16 protein-coding genes and 1 pseudogene are annotated in these 21,440 nt (G+C 51.0%); 16 read left to right on the forward strand and 1 reads right to left on the reverse strand.

Going from position 1 to position 21,440, the window contains the following annotated elements; translation table 11 throughout:
* The first annotated feature begins 258 nt into the window (after positions 1-258).
* The 15 genes from ilvB (at position 259) to K0T92_RS18035 (ending at position 18,853) form a co-directional block, all read left to right on the forward strand.
* Positions 259-2,004: a biosynthetic-type acetolactate synthase large subunit gene (ilvB, locus tag K0T92_RS17965; protein WP_219873850.1), complete on the forward strand. Its 1,746-nt coding sequence runs from the start codon at positions 259-261 to the stop codon at positions 2,002-2,004.
* Positions 2,001-2,486, forward strand: coding sequence for an acetolactate synthase small subunit (ilvN, locus tag K0T92_RS17970; protein WP_219873851.1), 486 nt, complete (start codon positions 2,001-2,003; stop codon positions 2,484-2,486). The genes ilvB and ilvN overlap by 4 nt, the downstream gene beginning before the upstream one ends.
* Positions 2,487-2,606: 120 nt before the next feature.
* Complete coding sequence (gene ilvC / locus K0T92_RS17975) at positions 2,607-3,599, forward strand: ketol-acid reductoisomerase (protein WP_219873852.1); 993 nt, start codon at positions 2,607-2,609, stop codon at positions 3,597-3,599.
* Between the two features lie 140 nt (positions 3,600-3,739).
* Positions 3,740-5,284 (forward strand): 2-isopropylmalate synthase, encoded by a 1,545-nt coding sequence (locus tag K0T92_RS17980; RefSeq protein ID WP_219873853.1) that lies wholly within the window; start codon positions 3,740-3,742, stop codon positions 5,282-5,284.
* A gap of 946 nt (positions 5,285-6,230) precedes the next feature.
* The gene (locus K0T92_RS17985) at positions 6,231-7,634 is read left to right on the forward strand and encodes a sensor histidine kinase (protein ID WP_219873854.1); all 1,404 of its coding nucleotides are present in this window, start codon (positions 6,231-6,233) and stop codon (positions 7,632-7,634) included.
* A gap of 2 nt (positions 7,635-7,636) precedes the next feature.
* Positions 7,637-8,296, forward strand: a complete 660-nt coding sequence (locus K0T92_RS17990) for a response regulator (protein WP_219873855.1) — start codon at positions 7,637-7,639, stop codon at positions 8,294-8,296.
* A gap of 259 nt (positions 8,297-8,555) precedes the next feature.
* Positions 8,556-9,635, forward strand: a complete 1,080-nt coding sequence (gene leuB, locus K0T92_RS17995; RefSeq protein WP_219873856.1) for a 3-isopropylmalate dehydrogenase — start codon at positions 8,556-8,558, stop codon at positions 9,633-9,635.
* Positions 9,636-9,765: 130 nt separating this feature from the next.
* Entirely contained in the window at positions 9,766-10,314 is a 549-nt protein-coding gene (locus tag K0T92_RS18000; RefSeq protein WP_219873857.1) for a peroxiredoxin, read from the forward strand.
* Positions 10,315-10,476: 162 nt separating this feature from the next.
* Positions 10,477-10,893 carry a hypothetical protein gene (locus tag K0T92_RS18005; protein WP_219873858.1) on the forward strand — a complete coding sequence of 139 codons (417 nt, stop codon included), beginning with the start codon at positions 10,477-10,479 and terminating at the stop codon, positions 10,891-10,893.
* 107 nt (positions 10,894-11,000) lie between these two features.
* On the forward strand, positions 11,001-11,822 hold the full coding sequence (sigI, locus tag K0T92_RS18010; protein WP_219873859.1) for an RNA polymerase sigma factor SigI: 822 nt from the start codon (positions 11,001-11,003) through the stop codon (positions 11,820-11,822).
* The gene (locus tag K0T92_RS18015) at positions 11,819-13,462 is read left to right on the forward strand and encodes an anti-sigma factor domain-containing protein (RefSeq protein ID WP_219873860.1); all 1,644 of its coding nucleotides are present in this window, start codon (positions 11,819-11,821) and stop codon (positions 13,460-13,462) included. Before sigI ends, K0T92_RS18015 begins: the two co-directional genes overlap by 4 nt.
* 317 nt (positions 13,463-13,779) lie before the next feature.
* Positions 13,780-15,153, forward strand: a complete 1,374-nt coding sequence (locus tag K0T92_RS18020; RefSeq protein ID WP_219873861.1) for an ATP-binding protein — start codon at positions 13,780-13,782, stop codon at positions 15,151-15,153.
* A 224-nt stretch (positions 15,154-15,377) separates the two neighbouring features.
* Positions 15,378-16,892, forward strand: a complete 1,515-nt coding sequence (locus K0T92_RS18025; RefSeq protein WP_219873862.1) for a leucyl aminopeptidase — start codon at positions 15,378-15,380, stop codon at positions 16,890-16,892.
* Positions 16,893-16,947: 55 nt separating this feature from the next.
* Positions 16,948-18,225, forward strand: coding sequence for an MFS transporter (locus K0T92_RS18030; protein WP_219873863.1), 1,278 nt, complete (start codon positions 16,948-16,950; stop codon positions 18,223-18,225).
* A 16-nt stretch (positions 18,226-18,241) separates the two neighbouring features.
* Positions 18,242-18,853: a sulfite oxidase-like oxidoreductase gene (locus K0T92_RS18035; RefSeq protein ID WP_219873864.1), complete on the forward strand. Its 612-nt coding sequence runs from the start codon at positions 18,242-18,244 to the stop codon at positions 18,851-18,853.
* 72 nt (positions 18,854-18,925) lie between these two features.
* Here K0T92_RS18035 and K0T92_RS18040 read toward each other — a convergent pair whose 3' ends face one another.
* Positions 18,926-20,674, reverse strand: coding sequence for an alpha-glycosidase (locus tag K0T92_RS18040; protein ID WP_219873865.1), 1,749 nt, complete (start codon positions 20,672-20,674; stop codon positions 18,926-18,928).
* A gap of 640 nt (positions 20,675-21,314) precedes the next feature.
* On the opposite strand from K0T92_RS18040, the pseudogene K0T92_RS25680 reads away from it, so the two are divergent.
* A pseudogene (locus K0T92_RS25680) lies at positions 21,315-21,440 on the forward strand (IS256 family transposase); the annotation flags it as partial.

The following is a 21,440-nucleotide window of genomic DNA, read 5'->3' on the forward strand; positions in this document are numbered from 1 at the left end:
TCGGAGCTGTTTCCCTGAAAAGACCGTAATCGTCTGAATGACGAATGGCGAATCGTATTAGGGGAAATCGTAGGGCACACGTTATTGTGCCAAGGTATGAACGATCGTGCACACCGTTCTTACCTATTGAGGTTGTATGCTGCGAGGCATATGACAAAGTTGGGTGGTACCACGAAAGAATAACCTTTCGTCCCTCTAGACGCTCCGGCGTCAGGGGACGAGAGGTTTTTTTGTTTTTCTAGAGAGGAGGACGACTTGATGGTCGCGCAAAATGCAACGTTAAGGTCAAAAGAAGAAATGATGGAAACAGCGAGAAAACCTGAGGTTATTACCGGTTCGGAAATTTTACTTCGCAGCTTGGTGTTGGAAGGTGTCGACTGTGTCTTCGGTTATCCGGGTGGAGCCGTATTGTACATCTATGACGCTATGCACGGTTATTCTGATTTCCAGCATCTGCTGACCCGCCACGAGCAAGGCGCAATCCATGCGGCTGACGGCTATGCGCGTGCAAGCGGTAAAGTCGGCGTGTGTATTGCAACGTCGGGTCCGGGAGCGACAAACCTTGTGACTGGAATCGCAACTGCGTATATGGATTCGGTGCCGCTCGTCGTTATTACGGGCAACGTCGCTACGAGCTTTATTGGAACGGATGCGTTCCAGGAAGCGGATATTACGGGCATAACGATGCCAATTACCAAGCACAGCTACTTGGTGCGTGATGTCGAGGATCTGCCGCGCATCATTCACGAAGCATTCTATATCGCCAATACGGGCCGCAAAGGTCCGGTTCTCATTGATATTCCCAAGGATGTCTCGGCTCAGAAGACTTTGTTCAAGCCGGTTACGGAAGTGAATATCCGCGGCTACAACCCGACTGTGACAGCTAACAAGCTTCAGGTCGACAAGATGATCAAAGCGATAGAGCAAGCGGAGCGTCCGGTCATTCTTGCCGGCGGCGGGGTTGTATATTCGGGCGGTCACGAGGAATTGCTGGAGTTCGTCACGAAATCGGGCATTCCCATTACGACGACATTGCTGGGACTCGGAGCATATCCGAGCGGTAAGGACTTGTGGGTAGGCATGCCGGGCATGCACGGAACCTACACGGCAAACAAAGCGATTCAAGGCTCAGACCTTCTGATTAACATCGGGGCGCGGTTTGATGACCGTGTTACGATGAAGCTGAATGGCTTCGCTCCTCATGCGAAGATCGTTCATATTGATATCGATCCGGCCGAGATCGGCAAGAACGTGCCGACCGACATTCCGATCGTAGGCGATATCAAGACTGTTCTGCAGCAGGCCAACAAGGATGTCAAATGGGCAGGCAAAGCCGATGCATGGCGCGCCCAGATCGCGGAGTGGAAGCAGGATAAGCCGCTCAAGTACATTCCGTCTGACGTCGAGTTGAAGCCGCAATGGGTTGTCGAAATGATTCACGAGACGACCAAGGGCGAAGCGATTGTAACGACTGACGTTGGCCAGCATCAGATGTGGGCTGCGCAGTACTACCGCTTCAATAAGCCGCGTTCCTGGATTACATCCGGAGGCCTTGGCACGATGGGCTTTGGCTTCCCGTCGGCAATCGGCGCTCAGATGGCTCATCCGGATCGGCTCGTCGTTTCGATTAATGGCGACGGCGGCATGCAGATGTGCGCACAGGAGCTTGCGATCTGCGCGATTAACAACATTCCAGTCAAGGTAGCGATCATTAACAACCAGGTACTTGGAATGGTTCGTCAATGGCAGGAGATTATCTACGACAATCGATACAGCCATATCGACCTTGCAGGCAGCCCTGATTTCGTTAAGCTGGCTGAAGCATACGGCGTCAAAGCATTCCGTGCGTCCAATAAGGAAGAAGCGCGCGATGCTTGGATCGCAGCTATGGAGCATCCGGGTCCTGCCGTAGTGGAATTCGTTGTCCGCAAGGGCGAGAACGTGTATCCGATGGTTACACAGGGCTCCACGATCGATGAAATGTTAATGGGGGATTCGGAATGAAGAAGCATACGATAGCCGTTCTCGTAAACGATCAGCCAGGCGTTCTGCAGCGTGTATCCGGCTTGTTCGGCCGCCGTGGCTTCAACATTGAAAGCATTACCGTCGGGACAAGCGAGGAAGCTGGCTTGTCCCGGATGGTAATCGTTACTTCTGGCGACGATAAAACGCTGGAGCAGGTTACGAAGCAATTGTACAAGCTTATTGATGTTATTAAAGTAGTGGATCTCAGCGCCAACCCTATGGTAGGCAGAGAACTGGCTCTTATTAAAGTAAATGCGGAGCCATCGTCACGGCCGGAAATTCTCGGTGTTGTCGATACCTTCCGCGCAGCTGTTGTAGATATCGGAACGAACACCTTGATGGTTCAGGTGGTCGGCGACAGCGAGAAGATCGATGCGATGGTTGAGCTTATGAAGCCATATGGCATTCGTGAACTGTCGCGTACTGGCGTGACGGCAATGATTCGCGGCAATCACCGTTAACATGAACAACCGCCCTCATTTGGGCGGGAGTTAAAGCGGGGGAGATCGGACCTGGCTTCCGATTATCCCTCCTTTAACACCCGCTCAAAAGGGTTAAATTAAAGGAGGCTTTATTCAATCATGGCAGTTACACTGTACTATGAAAAAGATGCAGACCAAGGCGTTCTGCAAGGTAAAACAATCGCAGTAATCGGTTACGGAAGCCAAGGCCACGCACAAGCGCAAAACCTGCGCGACAGCGGACTGAAAGTAGTTATCGGTCTTCGTGCTGGTAAATCCGCAGAAAAAGCTAAAAACGACGGCTTTGAAGTTTTGTCCGTTAGTGAAGCAGCGAAAATCGCTGATGTTGTACAAATCCTTATGCCTGACGAAACGCAAGCTCGTGTGTATAAAGAAGAAATCGAACCAAACCTGAAAAAAGGCGCGGCTCTCATGTTCTCCCACGGCTTCAACGTTCACTTCGGCCAAATCGTTCCAAACAAAGACACGGATGTATTGCTGGTTGCTCCTAAGTCCCCGGGCCACATGGTTCGCCGTACTTACACAGAGGGCTTCGGCGTTCCTGGTCTGATCGCGATCCATCAAGATGCTACCGGCAATGCTAAAGCTATCGGCCTTGCATATGCTAAAGGTATCGGCTGTACGCGTGCAGGCGTTATCGAAACTTCCTTCCGTGAAGAAACAGAAACCGACTTGTTCGGTGAGCAAGCTGTACTTTGCGGCGGTGCAACTGCGCTTGTTAAAGCGGGCTTCGAAACGCTGGTTGAAGCAGGCTACGCTCCAGAGATGGCTTACTTCGAGTGCTTGCACGAGCTGAAGCTGATCGTTGACATGATGTATGAGGGCGGTCTTGCTTCGATGCGCGACTCCATCTCCAACACGGCTGAGTACGGTGACTATGTAACTGGACCTCGCGTTGTTACGGATGAGACGAAAAAAGCGATGAAAGCTGTTCTTGAAGATATTCAAGCTGGCCGCTTCGCACGCGACTTCATTTTGGAGAACCAATCCAACAATGCATTCATGACGGCAACTCGCCGCAATGAAGCAGAGCACCCGATCGAAGTAGTCGGCGCGCAGCTTCGTGAATTGATGCACTGGATCAAGAAGTAATCGATTAGCCGGCCACCGGTTGGCAATAATATGAATGACTAGTAATCCCGGATTGTCGGGACGGCCCCACGTCACCTGTAGGTGATGTCTCGGGTCGCCCTCGCCTGTCCGGGATCATTCCGTTCGTGGAGGTGTAAGAGATGCGCAAAATATATATTTTTGACACGACGCTCCGCGACGGTGAGCAATCTCCGGGCGTCAATCTGAATACGCAAGAAAAGGTCGAAATTGCTCTGCAGCTTGAGAAGCTTGGAGTAGACCGGATTGAAGCTGGGTTTCCAGCAGCTTCGCCTGGCGATCTTGCAGCGGTTAATGCGGTTGCCCGCGCTGTAAAGAATGCGTCTATTATCGGACTGTCACGCTCTCGCGAGCAGGATATCGATGCAGCACGTGAAGCGCTTAAAGGCGCGCAGGACCCATGCCTTCATTTGTTCCTGGCTACTTCGCCTATTCACCGGAAGCATAAGCTTCGGATGGAGAAGGAGCAGGTGCTAGAGACAGCTGAGCGGGCGATACGCTATGCGAAGCAATATTTTGACAAGATCGAATTCTCGCCGGAGGATGCGGGACGTACTGAGCTGGACTTCCTGTGCGAAGTGACGGCAATGGCGATTCGCGCCGGTGCGACTGTTGTGAACATACCGGATACGGTTGGCTACATGACGCCGTCTGAGTTCGGCAATATCTTCAAGACCTTGAAGTCGAATGTGGAAGGCATTGAGAAAATTCAGTTAAGCGCACATTGCCATGATGATCTGGGAATGGCTACGGCGAACGCGCTGGCTGCGATTCTGAACGGTGCTGACCAAATTGAAGGCACAATCAATGGTATTGGTGAACGTGCCGGAAATACAGCGATTGAAGAGGTAGCGATGACGCTCGCGACTCGCGCCGAATTCTTCCAGGCGACAACCTCGCTTCAATTGAAGGAGATCGCCAAGACGAGCCGTCTGGTCAGCAAGCTGACAGGCATGGTTGTTCCGGGCAACAAAGCAATTGTAGGCGCGAATGCTTTTGCTCATGAGTCGGGTATTCATCAGGATGGGATGCTGAAGGAGAAAACGACTTACGAGATCATCTCGCCGGAGACGATTGGCCTCAAGGAATCCAAGCTCGTGCTGGGCAAGCATTCCGGTCGCCATGCATTCCGCGAGAAGCTGATCGATCTTGGCTATGAGCTGGAAGAAGAAGCGGTTAATGCAGCATTCGCGAAGTTCAAGGATCTTGCTGACAAGAAGAAGGACGTCAGTGACGAGGATATTCGCGCTCTGTTGGAGGAGAAGCTCATTGATACGCCTGAAGTCTTTACGCTGAAATCGCTTCAAGTGAACTACAGCAACCAATCCGTACCAGGTGCTACTGTAAGCATCGGTACAGGGGAGGGTGTTGTTGTCGAGAAGACAGCGGAAGGGAATGGCTCTGTAGATGCGATTTATAACGCGATAGATGCCGTTACAGGCGAGTCTGTAGAGCTTGAGGATTATTCCATCAAGTCCGTTTCGCAAGGCAAGGATGCGCTTGGTGAAGTGCATGTCGTGCTGAAGCAGGATGAAGTATCGGCGCAGGGCCGCGGCCTTAGCACTGATATTCTCGAAGCAAGCGCGCGCGCTTATATCGATGCGCTCAATCGGCTGATCGACAAACGCAAATCGCCAGGGCGGCGTGACAAGATGAGCTTGATCTAAGCAGGATCCATCTGTTCATATAATCGCGTATGCATGTAGATACCAAGCTGGTGAAAAGGCTGCAAAAGTGAAAAAGATGCAAAAGTGCAGGTATTCCGGGTGAAAGAAGCCATAGACGGTGGAATTCATGCGATAAAGCAGGAATTGAAGGCGTATTTGGTCGATATCTTCAAAATAAGGATAAATGCCTGCGCTTAGGCAGGCATTTATCCTACAGTTGGCTGATACGAGAGAAAAAACTGTAGATTAGCAGGCATATTTTCCGTATATGGAATCACGCCACGGGCACAGTATTTCAACAGCTTGAGATCTATAGATGTCGTTTATGCAAACGTGTTTTTGCAGTCCATTTTCTCGATAGAGAGAATGGGCTGTTTTGTTTTATGTGAGTGATGGAAGGAGATTATATATTGGTACTGGTGGAGTGCTGGTGGAGTGCTGGTGGAGTGCTGGTGGAGTGCTGGTGGAGTGCTGGTGGAGTGCTGGTGGAGTGCTGGTGGAGTGCTGGTGGAGTGATGATTTAGTAATAGTGGAGAAATGATGATAGGGTGATGGTAGAATAAGGAAGAGTTAGTCGCAAGAGGGCGGAGATGGCTGGATTACCGCAGTATATCTGGTCTAAAGCTTCTTTTGCCCATTATCCCTTTTGCTCAGATTAGGATGCTTCGGGCACCGTAGCTTGTATAAATCTGAGTCTTGGGGATAGTGGCCATAGGTCTGGGAATGCCGAGTCAGTGGGGATGGTCTGAGTCATGGGGATAGTGGCCATAAGCATGCGAGTGCTCCAGTTAAGCTCGTGTTTCTATGGGCCAATGTCTATGGATCCGTGTCTAGGGGCTAGTGTCTTAGGGGGGCGGCTGCAGGGAACAATTAATGCCCCTAGTCGGGCGATCCGATGATATAATGATAAGTAAAAGAGAACTTAAACCGGGGGATGTCGCACCACATGTTATTTGTATGGATTGCTTTATGGCTGGCCTCTCTGCTGCTGCTAACGTCGAATAGAAAAAGCGTCGTTGTACGCTGGCTGGCACTCGTCTCTCTTTGCGGCGGGTTTGGGGCGTTAGCCTCCACCATGGAGGGCTGGATTGTATCGATGTATAACTCCGGCGGAATCGATGCCGCTCAAGAGAGGCTGCTTCGCTTGCTGCAGAACGGCTGCTCCTGGATGAGCTATTATGGGCTGCCCTATAGCTTTCTTTGCTTTGCTGCGGCGTATCATACGGCATTGCTGCCGAAGGACTCTGAGCGCTTCTCCCTTCATTCGCTAATTGTGAAAGCGCTGCGATGGCTGCCTTACGGAGCATTGCTGCTGCCGCTGTGTATGCTTTTTCTGCCTGCAGCGGATGTATATGCTGTCCATTTTGACATTCTTGCTGTATGGGCGATACCTTACATTGCGATTGGCTTGATTCTGCTTCTGACCAAGCGCGTGCTTCATCCGGCGGACCGCCGCGCTCATGCCATTCTGACTGCTGCCATATTGCCTGCCATTATGATTGCTTTAACGATGAATTATATTATGCCTCTCTTCGGTCTCTATGGCATGTGGAGATATAATATCTGGCCGATAACTTTTGCCTTTATCGTATTTATTGTGGCCTTGTTCAAATTCGGATTTCTCGGGGTACAGCTGCTTATTGAGCGGAGACAGCTTGATTTCTCCCTGCGAGCGATTACGAGCGGCACCGCCATGCTTAATCATGCCATTAAGAACGATATCGGAAAAATTAAGCTGTTCAGTGATAAAATCGACCGCGCTGCAGAAACTGATCAAGAGGGGATGCAGGAGCTGCGTGAAGATATTAAGGTAATCGCTTCAGCCGCTTTGCATATCGAGGCGATGATTCGGAGTGTACATGACCGGACGCAGGAGCTGCGTCTCCAGCCGCAGAGGATCAGTCTGTCGGAGCTTGTGCGTGAACAGCTGGCGGCATTGGCACCGCGTGCAGCAGGACACGTTAGCATACTGGCGGAGTATGATGAACGGGCAGAAGCCGAGGTGGACTCCGCGCAGACAGGCGAGGCGATCAGCAACATATTGAATAATGCGATAGAAGCGATGCCTGGCGGCGGGGAGCTTGCCGTCAAGGTCATCAGCGGCCGAAGAGGCTGCACGATCACGATTAGAGATAACGGCAGCGGAATTGATAAGAAGCATCTGCGCAAGGTTACCGAGCCATTCTTCACGACGAAGAGCGGAAAAGCGATGAACTTTGGCCTCGGACTCGCCTACTGCAGCCAATTAATGAATCGGCAGAGAGGCGAGCTGCGCATCCAGAGCGAGGCCGGCAAGGGAACGACTGTAACCTTGCATTTTCCAATTCCAAGACGGGCAAAAGGGGCATAGTCATGAGCAACGCTAGCATTCGAGTTATGATTGTGGAGGACGATCCGGATTGGCTGAGAGGGCTGTCGGCCTATTTGAATGCCGAGGCGGATCTGGAGGTTGTAGCGGTGGCTGACACTCCGGAGAAAGCGCTGCTTCTCGCAGAGGAGGCCGCCCCGGATGTCATTCTGCTTGATATTATGCTCGCTGACAGTCCGGAAGGGCTGCGGCTTGCCGGAGAGCTGTCAGTTTCGTCTACGGCGCGTCTTATTATGCTGACCTCCATGGAGGATAAGGCATTTGTGGTAGAAGCGTTCCGTGCAGGAGCTGTGAACTATCTTGTCAAATCTGATTTTACAGCTATTCCGGAGGCAATCCGCAAGGCAGCTGGCGACCAATCGGCTATCGATGCTTCTGCCGCGCGCCAAATGCTCGATGAGTTCCGACGCTTGAAGAAGCTGGAGCGTGAATATGAGGTGGACAAATTCAAGCGTATGGTGACTCCGGCAGAGGTTCAATTGCTCTCCATGATTCATGAAGGGTACAGCCAGACCCAAATTGCCGAGAAATCCTTCTTGTCTGTGCGTACGGTGAAAAATCATGTGAGCAATATTTTGCGCAAGCTGGGTGGTAAAAGCAGCAAGGAAGCCGCGCAGCAGGCGAAGGATATGGAGCTGTTCTAGAAGCGGGGAAAGGGGGCGTTAACAGCTCTTTTCCCGCTTTTTGTTTTGTGGTATTAGTGTTCATGAGCCGGAGCAATAAGCTTTATACGTCATGCCTATAAAAGTCATAGCTTTAATATCTTTGTCTTACGGTTGAATTTGTGGTACAACTGAGAGTAGACTGAGAATCATAATCAACATAGGGCTGACGGATCGAGCGAGCAGGAATAAGCCGCTGGAACGGACAGCCCTTAATACAGAAGGAGTGTCTTAAACGAGTATGGCTGACGTGAAGAAAATTGCAGTTATTGCCGGTGACGGAATCGGCCCTGAAGTTGTGGGCGAAGCATTGAAGGTATTGAAGAAAACCGAGGAGCTGTTCGGATATCAATTCGAAACAGAGCACGGCTTGTTCGGCGGTATTGCAATTGATGAGAAAGGTACCCCGCTTCCGGAGGAAACGCTCGAAATCTGTAAGCGTGCCGATGCTGTGCTGCTTGGCGCTGTAGGCGGCCCTAAGTGGGACAACAACTCGAAGGAGCTTCGTCCGGAGACAGGTCTGCTCGGTATCCGCAAGGCGCTCGGACTGTTCTCGAACATCCGTCCTGCTACGGTATTCGATTGCCTGAAGGAAGCTTCGACTTTGAAGCCTGAAGTGCTTGAAGGCACAGATCTGATCGTGGTGCGCGAGCTGACAGGCGGCATCTACTTCGGCGAGAAATTCCGCCGCGAAGGCGCAGGCGGAGAAGAAGCGGTTGATACTTGCGTATACAACGTAACAGAAGTTGAGCGTATCGTTCGCCAAGGCTTCGAAATTGCGCAAACCCGCCGCAAGAAGCTGGCTTCAGTGGATAAAGCAAACGTGCTTGAGACATCCCGCCTGTGGCGTGAAGTCGTGAACCGGCTCGCTCCTGAGTATCCGGATGTAGAAGTGGAGCACGTTCTTGTAGACAACTGTGCGATGCAGCTTCTGCGCCGCCCAGCAAGCTTCGATGTAATTGTGACCGAGAATATGTTCGGAGATATCCTTAGCGATGAAGCAGCTATGCTGACAGGCTCCATTGGCATGCTGTCCTCTGCTTCGCTTGGCGAAGGCAGCTTTGGCCTGTACGAGCCGGTACATGGCTCCGCACCTGATATTGCTGGACAAGGCATCTCTAATCCAATCGCTACGATTCTGTCTGTTGCGCTTATGTTCCGTCTGACGTTCGGTTATGCTGAAGCAGCGCAATCGATTGAAGATGCGGTCAAAGCTGTTCTTGATGCGGGCCACCGTACCGGAGATATCGCTGTAGACAAGAGCAAAGCAATCGGAACCGAAGCAATGGGCGATCTCATCATCGCTGCAATGAAGAAGTAATTTAAAATAATTCTTAATAAGAAATAGTTTCATTCTTGACTTTGTTATAAAGTGATGTTACGATTTTATTCGAACAGTCACCCGGTCAAAGGGTCAAATAAACGCGAAAGCGTCAAGGAGGTTTTTCATAATGGCAGAACGTTTGGTAGGTCGTCCGGCTCCAGATTTCAGAATGGAAACGGCAACTGGAAATGGACAAGATTTCGGTACAGCTTCTTTGGCAGATTACAAAGGCAAATGGCTCGTGCTTTTCTTCTATCCACTGGATTTCACTTTCGTATGTCCGACTGAAATCACGGCGCTTAGTGAAGCTGCTGGCGAGTTCAACAAGTCGAACACTGAAATTCTTGGTGTCAGCGTAGACAGCAAACACAGCCACCGCGCGTGGATCAACACACCGGTTAACGATAATGGTCTTGGCCAATTGAACTTCCCGCTTGCTGCAGATATTACGAAATCCGTTGCACGCGATTATGGTGTCCTGATTGAAGAAGAAGGTATCGCATTGCGCGGCCTGTTCATCATCGATCCGGAAGGCGAAGTGAAGTATCAAGTTGTCAACCATAACAATGTAGGCCGCAGCGTTGAAGAAACGCTTCGTGTACTGCAAGCCTTGCAATCCGGCGGATTGTGCCCAATCAACTGGAAGCCAGGCGACAAGCATCTGGTTGCGAAATAAGAAGCGATACAAGCTCATAGAACCCGGCGCCGGTAAAGGTTGCCGGGTTTTCTATTCTTTGTCGAACGCTTCAAGCAGGAATTTATCGTGCGGGGAGCGAATAAGTTTAGTAAGCTTTCTATGCAAGATCATTTTTGAGAAGCAGGTTAGGGGGGAACTGACATGAGTTTTTGTTGTGGCGCTAGTATGATTGGCACGAATGGAACACTGAAGCATTATCGCACACACATTCATAATGTACCTATTCTTTTCTGTCCGGTATGCAATCGGGTTGATATTCATCACAAGATTGAGAATGAATATGAGATTCTGGCTGAATACGCTCATGGTGATGGTGCCTCCGAAGTCGATTTTCTCGAATATGTGGATGGAGAAGGCGACAATCTGTTCGAGAATTGCGTTAACAATGAGAACGAGGATCCGATGGATGTCGTTCAGAATCAAATTGATATGGCTCTTGATCTGCTGGCGTTCGCCAAGGGGATCCAGGACATGACCTGGGAAACGGAATTGAAACGCCGTCTCGGTGTACTCAGCAAGCGGCGCAGCAAGCTTCGTGGGCGACGAACTTCTTGTTAATATTCATGCCTCCTGATGCAGGGGGCTTTTTTTTCTTATGATGACGATTGCAGTACCCCCTCAAGCGAATTGAACAGCACGAAATCTATACATGTGAGGTGGAGCGGTTGCTACTCGTACTATTCAAGCGATTATTCGGCAAGAATGGAGCTGCTCTAACACCATCTGGAGATGAACGGGACGCACCTGAGGCAAGGGTGGAGCGTATCCGTGCGGGCGAGGATTCACGCGATGATTTCATTGCGGCCTATGAGCCTTACATCGCCAAGGTGACGAGCAGATTCTGCAAACGATATATCGATCCTTCGCGGGATGATGAATTCAGTATTGCCCTGAGTGCCTTCGACGAAGCGATCAGCCAATATTCAAGCCATGCAGGAAAATCGTTTCTCGGCTTTGCCGAAACGGTCATTCGGCGGAGGCTTATTGACTATGTCCGCAGAGAACAGCGTCATTCTCACACCGTTCCTTACAGCGCTTTTGACAGCACAGATGAAGAAGAGCAGACGATCAATACGATTGAGCTGAAGGAAGCCATGCATCGGCACGCGATAAATCAGGAGGCGGATGCAAGGCGTCTCGAGATTGCGGAGTATAACAGCTGCTTGAACCAATACGGCATAACGTTCGCTGAGCTGCCCGGGTTGTCGCCCAAGCATGCGGATTCCAGGGAGCTTCTGATGTCAATCAGCCGCAGATTCGCTGCGACTTCAGCCCAGTTCGAGTCATTCACGCTGTCGCAAAAGCTGCCGATTAAGGAAATGTGCGCGGAGGCGGGAGTTTCCAGAAAGACGATTGAGCGCAATCGGAAATATATTATTGCGATTGCTATTTTACATAATGGTGATTTTCCTTGCCTGCAAGCTTATTTGCAGCCAATGCTGTCACAGGATGAGGATAACGACGGAGTGAAAGGAGTGAGAGCATGAATCGTGGGATCGTCATGGAAATAGGCAAGAGACACCTTATTGTGATGACGCCGGAAGGCGAGTTTCGCAAGATCCCTTCGAGAAGCGGCGCAGCAGTCGGCGAGGAAATTTCGATTGCAGAGCCAGGGCGAAGGCGGAAGCCTGGGGCGATATACGGGCTTGGCATTGCTGCTGCGGTCATGCTGCTTATCTTCATTCCTTTTCTTGCGGGCCAGCTTGGTAAAGGGTCATCAGTTGCTGCATATTTGACGATGGATATTAACCCGAGTGTAGAGCTTGGCGTCAGCTCGAGCGATGAGGTTGTGGAGCTGCGTGCATTGAACAAGGACGGGGCTGCTGTCACGGCCGGATTGGCATTCGAGGGACTGCCTGTCGATCAGGTGGCGGGAATGATCATGGACCGTGTGAACGAGGGACGCTATCTGAAGCATGGGGATGGCGATGTTATCATTACGAGCGTGCTCTTGAATGATGGCAGCGGGGCGTCATACGAAGCGAAGCTGACGGAAAAGGTAAGTGCGGCTGTGCAGCAGTCGCTTGTCAAATCTGACAAGAGCTCCAGCCAGCATGTTCAGATAACGACATTATCTGCACCCAAGGATCTGCGGGATGAGGCCAATGAGAAAGGAATGTCCTCTGGCAAGCTCGCGTTTTATTTGATGGCCAAGAGCCAAGGGCATGAGGTGCCCATTGCGCAATTAAAAACCCAGTCCATTCACCAGACAGCGAAGGCTTGGGGCGGAGTCAAGGCGGTCGTAGACGATGAGAAAGAAAAGGATAAAGAGAAGCTCAAGAGGGAGCAGAAGGAACAGCTGAAGAAGCTGCTGGATAATGAAAAGAAAGAAGAAAAGCTGCGGAAGGATGCTGAGAAAGGCAAGGATAAGAGCAAGGATAAGGATAAGAATAGCAACAAGAGCGATAAGGACGGGAAGAGCGGCAAGGACGGAGACAGGGTTAGAGCAAACGAAGGAGATAAGGGCAGAAGTAAGGACGGGGATAGCAACAGAGATAGCAGCAGAGATAGCAGCAGAGACAAAGACAGAGACAGCGACAGAGATCGTGACCGGCGGGATAAGAACAGGGATAACAATCAGGGAAAAGGCAACGGCAACAATCAAGGCAAGAATTCGAATATGGACAAGACATCATCCGACAAGGACGGCAACAGGAATTGGTACGATAAAACCAATGATAAGGATAAGGATGGCGGAAGGCCCAGTGACAAAATGACGCATCCAAGAGATGCGACAAAAGAGGACAAAAATTCGGAAAAGAAGTCCTCCGGGGTCGACAATGCCAGAGACAATAAGGGGAACAACGATAGCAGCGGCAGTGAGAGAGACAGGCAGCAAGAGAATGGCAAGCGAGAAAATAAGAACGGCTCGAATGATCGTGACAGAGAACGGAAAGAAAAAGATGATGAGCGTGCGAGGCAGGATGAGCAAGAAAAAAAGAATGACGGCAAGCAAAAGGAAGGCGATCATGGCAGCACCAAGCAGAATGACGGAAAAATAGTGAATAGCAAAGAGGATGCGAAGAAGGAGAATAATAAAGAAAGTAAGAATAAAGAAACGGATAATAAGCAGAATAAAAATAAAAATGAAGATGATAAAAAGAAAAATAAGGAAAATAAAAATTAAAAATTATGAATATAAATGAAATATTCATAATAAGTGCAAGATCAGCAGGGACGAGGCCGATGGGTCAGGCTGGGATGGATTGAATAATGAGGCATATAGCAGGCAGGGGAAGAAAACCCCTGTTTTATAAGGTTAGAGAGGTGCAACAACGTATAGGGGTTCACATGTGGAGACTGCAGAAACTGATGCGGTCTTCTTTGTTTTCTTGCTGCGGCGGGTTTCGACAGTATCTCCTGTTGACATTAATTAGTATAACTTACTATGATGATTGTAAATGGTAAGGTACGCCGTTCTGTGCCGCAGAAGAGAGGGATAACATGCAAGCGATTCGAAAGCGCTATTTTCCGGCGCTTGCCGAATACATTCGAAGCGGTAGCGAGGCATCGCTCTTTGAAGCGACTGAAATCGGTAAATTGCTTCATGGTATTCATCCGGAGGATATAATCGCGATTCATGAAGAAACGATGCAAATTCTCGTTGCCAATGTCGAATCCGAGGAAGCGCTTCAGCTGTACAGCCGATCATTTATATTTCTAATTGAACTCATGGTAGCCTTCCGTGTTCGGCTGCAGCCGGAACAGACGCCGGAGCAGCGTTTCAGTGAAATGAGGGATATGCTGCTGCATACACACCGCTCGTTCCGAATGGTGAAGAATAAATATGAGAATGTGCTTCAGCACATGGATAGCGGTATCGCGATATTTGACGGTGACGGCATTCTGTCCTTTATTAATTTGCAGATGGCCAAGCTTCTTGATATTCCCCGCAAAACGTTAATTGGCTGCGGGCTCCGTGATATGCTGGCGCATCCGCAGCTGCGGCGGGGCACGAAGCGTATTGTCCTGCGCCTTTACAAAGAAATGTTTCTGCGAAGAAGCCGATATCTGGAGTTCCAGGATGCAAGCGGCAGGCATCTGCTTGTAACGGTCACTTACGGCGATCAGCTTGATGGCGACTACTTGTTCAGCGTGAAGGATGTAACAGAGTTCAAGCAGATTGAACAGACCGCGTATCAGAATGACAAGCTGGCTATGCTTGGCAAGATCGCGGCAGCTATCGCGCATGAAATTAGGAATCCGCTTACATCGATTCGCGGCTTTATCCAGCTGCTCAAGCCGCTGCTGCTGCAGCTCGGCAAGGAGGAATATGCCCGCATTATTCTGGCGGAGATTGATCGGGCTAATGATATTATTTATGAGTTTCTTAATTCGTCCAAGCCTTCAGCGCCGATGAAGCAGAAGGTATTCATCAATTCTTTATTGAAAGAGGTCATTATGCTCTGTGAGAGCGAGGCGTTGATGAAGGGCTGCGGGATCAATCTTGAATCCTATGACCAGGATTTGGCGATATCGATTGATGTGAAGCAGGTGAAGCAGGTTATTCTGAACATTATCCGCAATGCGATGGATGCGATCGGAGAGGTGGACCCTGAGCATTTGGGGCGAATCGATGTCATTACGCGGCGGGAGGATTCTTTTGCAGAGATTAAAATTCGGGACAACGGCAAAGGGATGGATACGACGACGCTGAGCAGGCTGTTCGATCCTTTCTTCACGACGAAGGTTGCAGGGACAGGACTGGGATTATCGGTGAGCTACCGCATCATCCGCAATCATGGCGGTTCTATCCGGGTAACCAGCAATCCCGGCGAGGGGACGGAATTTAATATCTATTTGCCATTGGTGGAATAAAGGATTAGAATCGGGGTAGTGACCGATTCCAAGCATATCAGTCCTCTAAATTCAGGTCGATATCAGAGATCGGACAGGGCGGGAAATTCGTTGTGTGCTCTGCCGATGTACAGCGGATGGTTTCTTATTGTCCGGTCAATTATCGAGTGGGAGGATCGTTTACGCGAAGAATCGGGGCAACCCGATTTTTTTGTATATCTGATGACTTAAAGGAGATGTGGAACATGAGTGTTCAATTTACATATGGGGCTAAAGGGCATGAGGCCGAGGCCATCGTGCGGTTCATCAGCCGCGGAGAATTGCAGGGTGAGGGAAGTGAACCTGCAAAATGGGTGCATCCACAGCTGGATGAAGCGCTTCGGGGGCACTTCGAGCGGGAGCTGTTCAAAGCGGAGCCTAAGGAGACGCTTAGTCTGCCGACGCTTGGCTTGCTGCCCGCAGCTTATGTGATCTATGTCGGTGTAGCTCATTCGGGCTTGACTGTGGACGGTCTGCGGGATGCCGCTGCGGCTGCGGCGAAAGCAGCCAGACGCCTGAAGGTCGCGACTGTGGCGCAGCAGCTTCCCATCGCAGTCTGCACAGGCTCCATGGAGTACACGGTCAGCCAAGCCGCGCAGGCGATGACGGAGGGATACTCGCTCGGGCTGTTCACGCGGAAGACAGAGAAGCAGAATGACGAGAAGCGTTACGCATCTGTACAGGCTGTCAGCTTCATACCTGCGGAAGATGCAAGCGGTTACCCGGAAGCTGCGGAGCAATGGGAAGCGGGTATACGCCGGGGCGTTGTGTTCGCGGAAGCTGTTAAGTACGCCCGTGATCTGACCAATCTGCCGGGGAATAAGCTGACACCTGAGCTGCTGGCCGAGGAAGCGGAAGAGCTCGCGCGGACATACAGTCTGGATTGCGAGGTGCTGGATGAATGGACAGCTGCCGAGCAAGGAATGGGCGGATTGCTGGGAGTCGGGCAAGGCAGCGTGAATCCGCCGCGGATGATTGTCCTGCACTATCAAGGAGCACCCGAAGATAAAGAAGTATGGGGGCTGATCGGGAAGGGGATTACGTTCGACACAGGCGGCATTTCGCTGAAGAAGGCGGAGGGCATGGAGGAAATGATCTCTGACATGGGCGGTGCGGCAGCAGTGCTTGGGGCGATGAGAATTATTGGCGAGACTCGCCCAGCCGTCAATGTTGTTGCTGTCATTCCTTCTGCGGAGAATATGCCGTCAGACCGGGCGCTCAAGCCAGGCGATGTTCTGAAGACGATGAACGGTCTTACGATTGAGGTCGTGAACACCGATGCAGAGGGGCGTCTGGTGCTGGCGGATGGATTAACGACAGCGATCAGGCGCGGTGCAACGAAGCTTGTGGATGTCGCGACACTTACCGGCGCGGTTATGGTTGCGCTCGGCAATGTGGCGACAGGCGCAGTCAGCAATGATGAGGCGCTCCAGCAGCAGGTTATTCTGGCTTCGAAGCGGGCAGGCGAGCGTATATGGCCGCTTCCTGCGTATCCGGAATTCCGCAAGCAGCTTGATAGTGACGCAGCCGATATGAAGAACAGCGGCGGAAGGCTTGGCGGTACAATAACCGGCGGCTTGTTCATCGGAGCCTTCGCCGAGGAGAAGCCGTGGGTGCATCTGGATATCGGCGGTACGGCGTGGCTGGAGCGTGAACGCTCATGGGAGTCCAAAGGGGCGACGGGCGTCATGGTCCGGACATTAGGCGAGCTGCTCGTGTAGAGCGGCTGGGCACGGCAGGTTAGCAGCTATTTACATCATGAAGGAGTCATACACCATGTCATTCTGGCAGCATGTCGTGTCCGTATTTCGCCGCAAGAATCTCTCTCAGCAGCGGAGAGGGCTGCTTACCTCCATCATGGAGGGCATTCCGGCAACCCTTATCAACAACCTGCTTGGGGGGCCGATTCTGACGGCATACATCCTGTATCTCGGAGGGGCATCGGAAGAGGTCGGGCTTGTTATGGCCATTCCTGCCCTTGCGAATATGTTTCAATTGATTGTGGCCTATTATATGCAGCGCTTCAACAATCGGCTGCTGCTGCTTACGATAGCCGGAGTTACGCACCGTCTTGTGTGGGTAGCTACAGGACTTATTCCATTCTTCGTAGCTGAGGAATATCGGGTAACTGTATTTATCGCGATGTATCTGGCTTCATTTCTGTTTGCTTCAACCTCTGGAATGCTCTGGACCTCAATCATTGCGGACATGGTCCCGGCCAAGGTAAGAGGGCGATTCTTCGGTATCCGCAATACGATTCACTGGGCGGTCGCAAGCGTTGCGCTTCTGATTGGCGGACAGATTCTGGAGCATTTGAATGAAGCGACGGGATTTGCCGTGCTGTATATCATCGCGGCGGTCTGTGCGGTGTGGAATGCGATTGAGCTGAGGCGTTATCCCAATCCGCCCTTCGAGAAATCAGCGGAAGCAAGCTCCGGAAGGCGATTCCTGAAGCCGCTGAAGGATATATCGTACATGAAGGCTACGCTGTTCATCGCGCTGTTTATTCTGATGCAAAATATTGCTGTACCGTTATTTTCCTTCGTTATGCTGGACATTCTAACGATTAACTACCTGTGGGTAACGGTCATTACAACGGTTCAGATGGTCGTGATGATGGTTAGCTATTATTATTGGGGAACGTTGAACTCGCGCTTTGCATCCCGAACGCTGCTGCTGTGGACGCTGCCTATTATAGCGTTCTCCTGCCTGTTATGGGCAGGGATCGAGCTATTGCCGGCAATCCTCGTGCTGCTTCTTGTGCATATTGCGCTTGGCTTCGGACTAGGCGGGTACAATCTGCTTGTCTTCAACTTCGTCATCGGTGACACGCCTAAGGCGGATCGCCCTATGTATATCGCCATATTCTCAGCCTTGACCGGACTTACGGGCTTTGTCGGTCCGATGATCGGCGGATGGGTCTATAAAGAGATCGACGATAGTCCGTATTGGCTGCAAAGCTACGGGGTCGCTTTCTTGACGGGCGTGGTGCTGCTGACGCTTGCCCTGACAATAGGACCGCTCGTTCTGCGTGAGCAGCGGCACAGCAAATAAGAGGGATGGAGGGGTTATGGTGAACAACGGAACGGACAGCAAGAGCAAGGAGGAGCGCGATCTGGCATCGCGCATTCCGCCCGGGCAGCGGGTGACAGAGGGTTTTCCGGTGCTGCATCATGGCTCGGTTCCCTATTATAATGACATGGGCAAATGGAATTTGCGCCTGTTCGGACTTGTGGAAGAGGAGGCTGTCATTACCTACAGCGAATTTCTGAAGCTGCCCAAGCAAGAGTTCGGGAATGACATTCATTGTGTAACGACATGGTCCAAGCTGGACAATGTATGGGAAGGTGTTGCTGTAGCTACGATTATGGAGAAGGTGAAGCTGAAGCCGGAAGCGAAATATGTGATGCTGCATGCAGAGCATGGCTGGACGACGAACCTGCCGATCGAGGATTTTCTGCGGGAGACCTCATTCCTGGCAATGCGCCATAATGGCGAGCTGCTGACACCGGAGCATGGTTATCCTGTGCGCATGGTGGTACCGCATCTGTATTTCTGGAAGAGCGCCAAGTGGCTGCGCGGTATTGAATTTATGGCTGCTGACAAGCCCGGCTTCTGGGAGCGCAACGGGTATCACATGTATGGCGATCCCTTTGCCGAACAGAGATATGATTTCGACTAACATCATCGGATAAAAAGCCTTCGCTTACGGTCATAAGGCCGTAAGCGAAGGCTTTCTTTCGTTAGAACAGGGCTATTGCAGGCTGCGTTTGAAAACCAAATAGCTGAGGGGAGGCAGCTTGAGGCTTGTTTTGTCGCCATCCGCTGCAAGGGTTTCGCCGGAGAATACTTCCTTCCACTGGCCCTGCGGAAGGACAATTTCCAAGGTGCCTGTCACTTCACTGGCGTTAGCCGCGATGATGAAGTGCTGATTATCGTCATAGCGCTCATAGGCAAGGCACATGTCGTTTCTCTCTGCATGGAGGAAGCGGAATCCGCCGCTTCGCAGCACCTCATGCTCACGCCGCAGGCTTATAATGCTCCGGTAATAGTTGAACAATTCCCGATCCTGCTTGCTCTCCTCCCACTCCATGCATTTGCGGCAATCGGGGTCCATCTCCCCATTCAATCCAATCTCATCGCCATAGTAGATGCAAGGCGTTCCTGTGAAGGTGAACAGAAACAGTGTTGCGAGCTTGAGCCGCTGTTTGTTGTCTCCGCAAATCGTGAGCAGTCTCGGCGTATCATGGCTGCCGAGCAGGTTGAACGCAGCTTCATTCACTTGGTGAGGGTAGCTGGACAGAATGGTGCCGATTGCGTTCGCGAACCTGGCGCCGTCTATCGCTTCTCTGGTGAAGAAATCCAGCACAGCATCCGTGAAGGGGTAGTTCATGACAGCATCGAACTGGTCGCCCTGCAGCCACATCATCGAATCATGCCAAATCTCGCCCAGAATGTAGGCTTCCGGATTGGCAGCCTTCACCACTTTGCGGAAATCCCGCCAGAAGGCATGGTCCACCTCATCAGCTACATCCAACCGCCATCCATCAATGCCGATCTCCTCGATCCAATAACGTGCCACATTTAGCAAATACGCCTTTACCTCTGCATGCTCTGTGTTCAGCTTAGGCATAATGGGCTCGAAGCTGAAGGTTTCGTAGGTTGGAATACCGTCCCTTACCTCAAGCGGAAATTCACGAACATGGAACCAGTCAGCATAACGGGATGCCGCTCCATTCTTCTTCACATCAAGATAGGGCCCAAAGGTGGCGCCGCAGTGGTTGAACACAGCGTCGAGAAGAACGCGGATCCCGCGCTTATGGCATTCCTGCACGAGAAGCTTCAACGTTTCATTATCGCCAAAATCAGGGTCCACTTTCATGTAATCCTGTGTATCGTATTTATGATTGGTCGTCGCTTCAAAAACCGGGTTGAAATAGATGGCGTTGACGCCCAGCTCATCCAGATGATCCAGCTTATCTATAACTCCCTGAAGGTCGCCGCCAAAGAAGTTGGTCCGGGTCGGCTTGCCGCCCCAAGGCTCCACATCTGCCGGATCATTAGCAGGATTGCCATTGGCGAAGCGCTCGGGAAATATTTGATAGAATACGGCATCCTTCACCCACGATGGAGGAGCGAATACATCCACGGGATTGATGTAGGGGAATTCGAATAAACCAGCTGCGGTCATCGGCATCTCCGGCGTGAAGCCGCGTTCGTTCATATAGGTGCACAAATTGCCAGATTGCAAAATAAAGGCGTATGCGAGCCGCTTGAATGGCGGACGGACAGCCGCTTCCCAGAAATCGAACAGCTCATTGGAAGCGAATTTGACCATATCGGTAATGAAGCGGGTTCCGTTGAAATCCCATTTGTCTACAGACAGCACCTGCACCTTGTCCATATCATCCCGTTTGGTCTTGAGACGGATATGTATCGTTTGGCTGTCGTAGGCATAGGACCAGTTTTGTTTGGGTCGGTGATAAACGGCTTCCAGCAGCATAGTGCATCATCCTCCTTGTCGGTAGAAGAAATATAGTTTCGGCATGAAAGCTAAACTTGCAGCAGCTTCCTTAAAATCATTTGCATTATAACATAAATAGGCAGACAGAGGAGGCTGATCTTCTCAGCGTCTGCTGGAGGCTGATTCGTGGATCTGTGTGTATCAGTGTGAATCTGTGTGTATCCGCGTGAATCTGTGTGGATCTGTGTGGATTCTCGTAGATCCGCGTGAATTCAGGTAGATCCGCGTGGATCAGTGTCGATCGGTGTGTATCCGCGTGAATTCAGGTAGATCCGCGTGGATCGCGGAAATCCGGCAGCGGTTATCCGCGATCCTGCGAGCTATCCCAGTGTGTTGACACCCGTACCGCTCCATTCTGCACCGCGCTCGCTGGGACCTGCATGCGCTGTAGAATGGGGCGATTCCGCCAATAGCTAGAAGATGCCTGCAAAAGTGCAGCTTTTCCTTCGACTCTGCTTCTCAAAAGACGAATGCCTGCTAAAGAGCAGGTAATTTCCTGTATTTGGCCCATATGAGGATGACGTACAATAGTTTGTGTACCAAGATTTGGCCCCTTAACAGGGAACAAAAAAGTAGAGTATCCTCGGGGTTACCACGCACCAAGAAGGGACTCTACTTCATGACTATAATAGCAGAAAACCAGCTCACAAACCTATTTGAAAATCTTGTCACTCAGTTTGTAAAAGAAAACCTGGAATCCATTATGAAGGCGGAGATCAAACACTTCATGGAGGATGAAACGAAC

This window comes from Paenibacillus oenotherae (genome assembly GCF_019443105.1).
GTDB classification, from domain to species: Bacteria; Bacillota; Bacilli; order Paenibacillales; family Paenibacillaceae; genus Paenibacillus_Z; species Paenibacillus_Z oenotherae.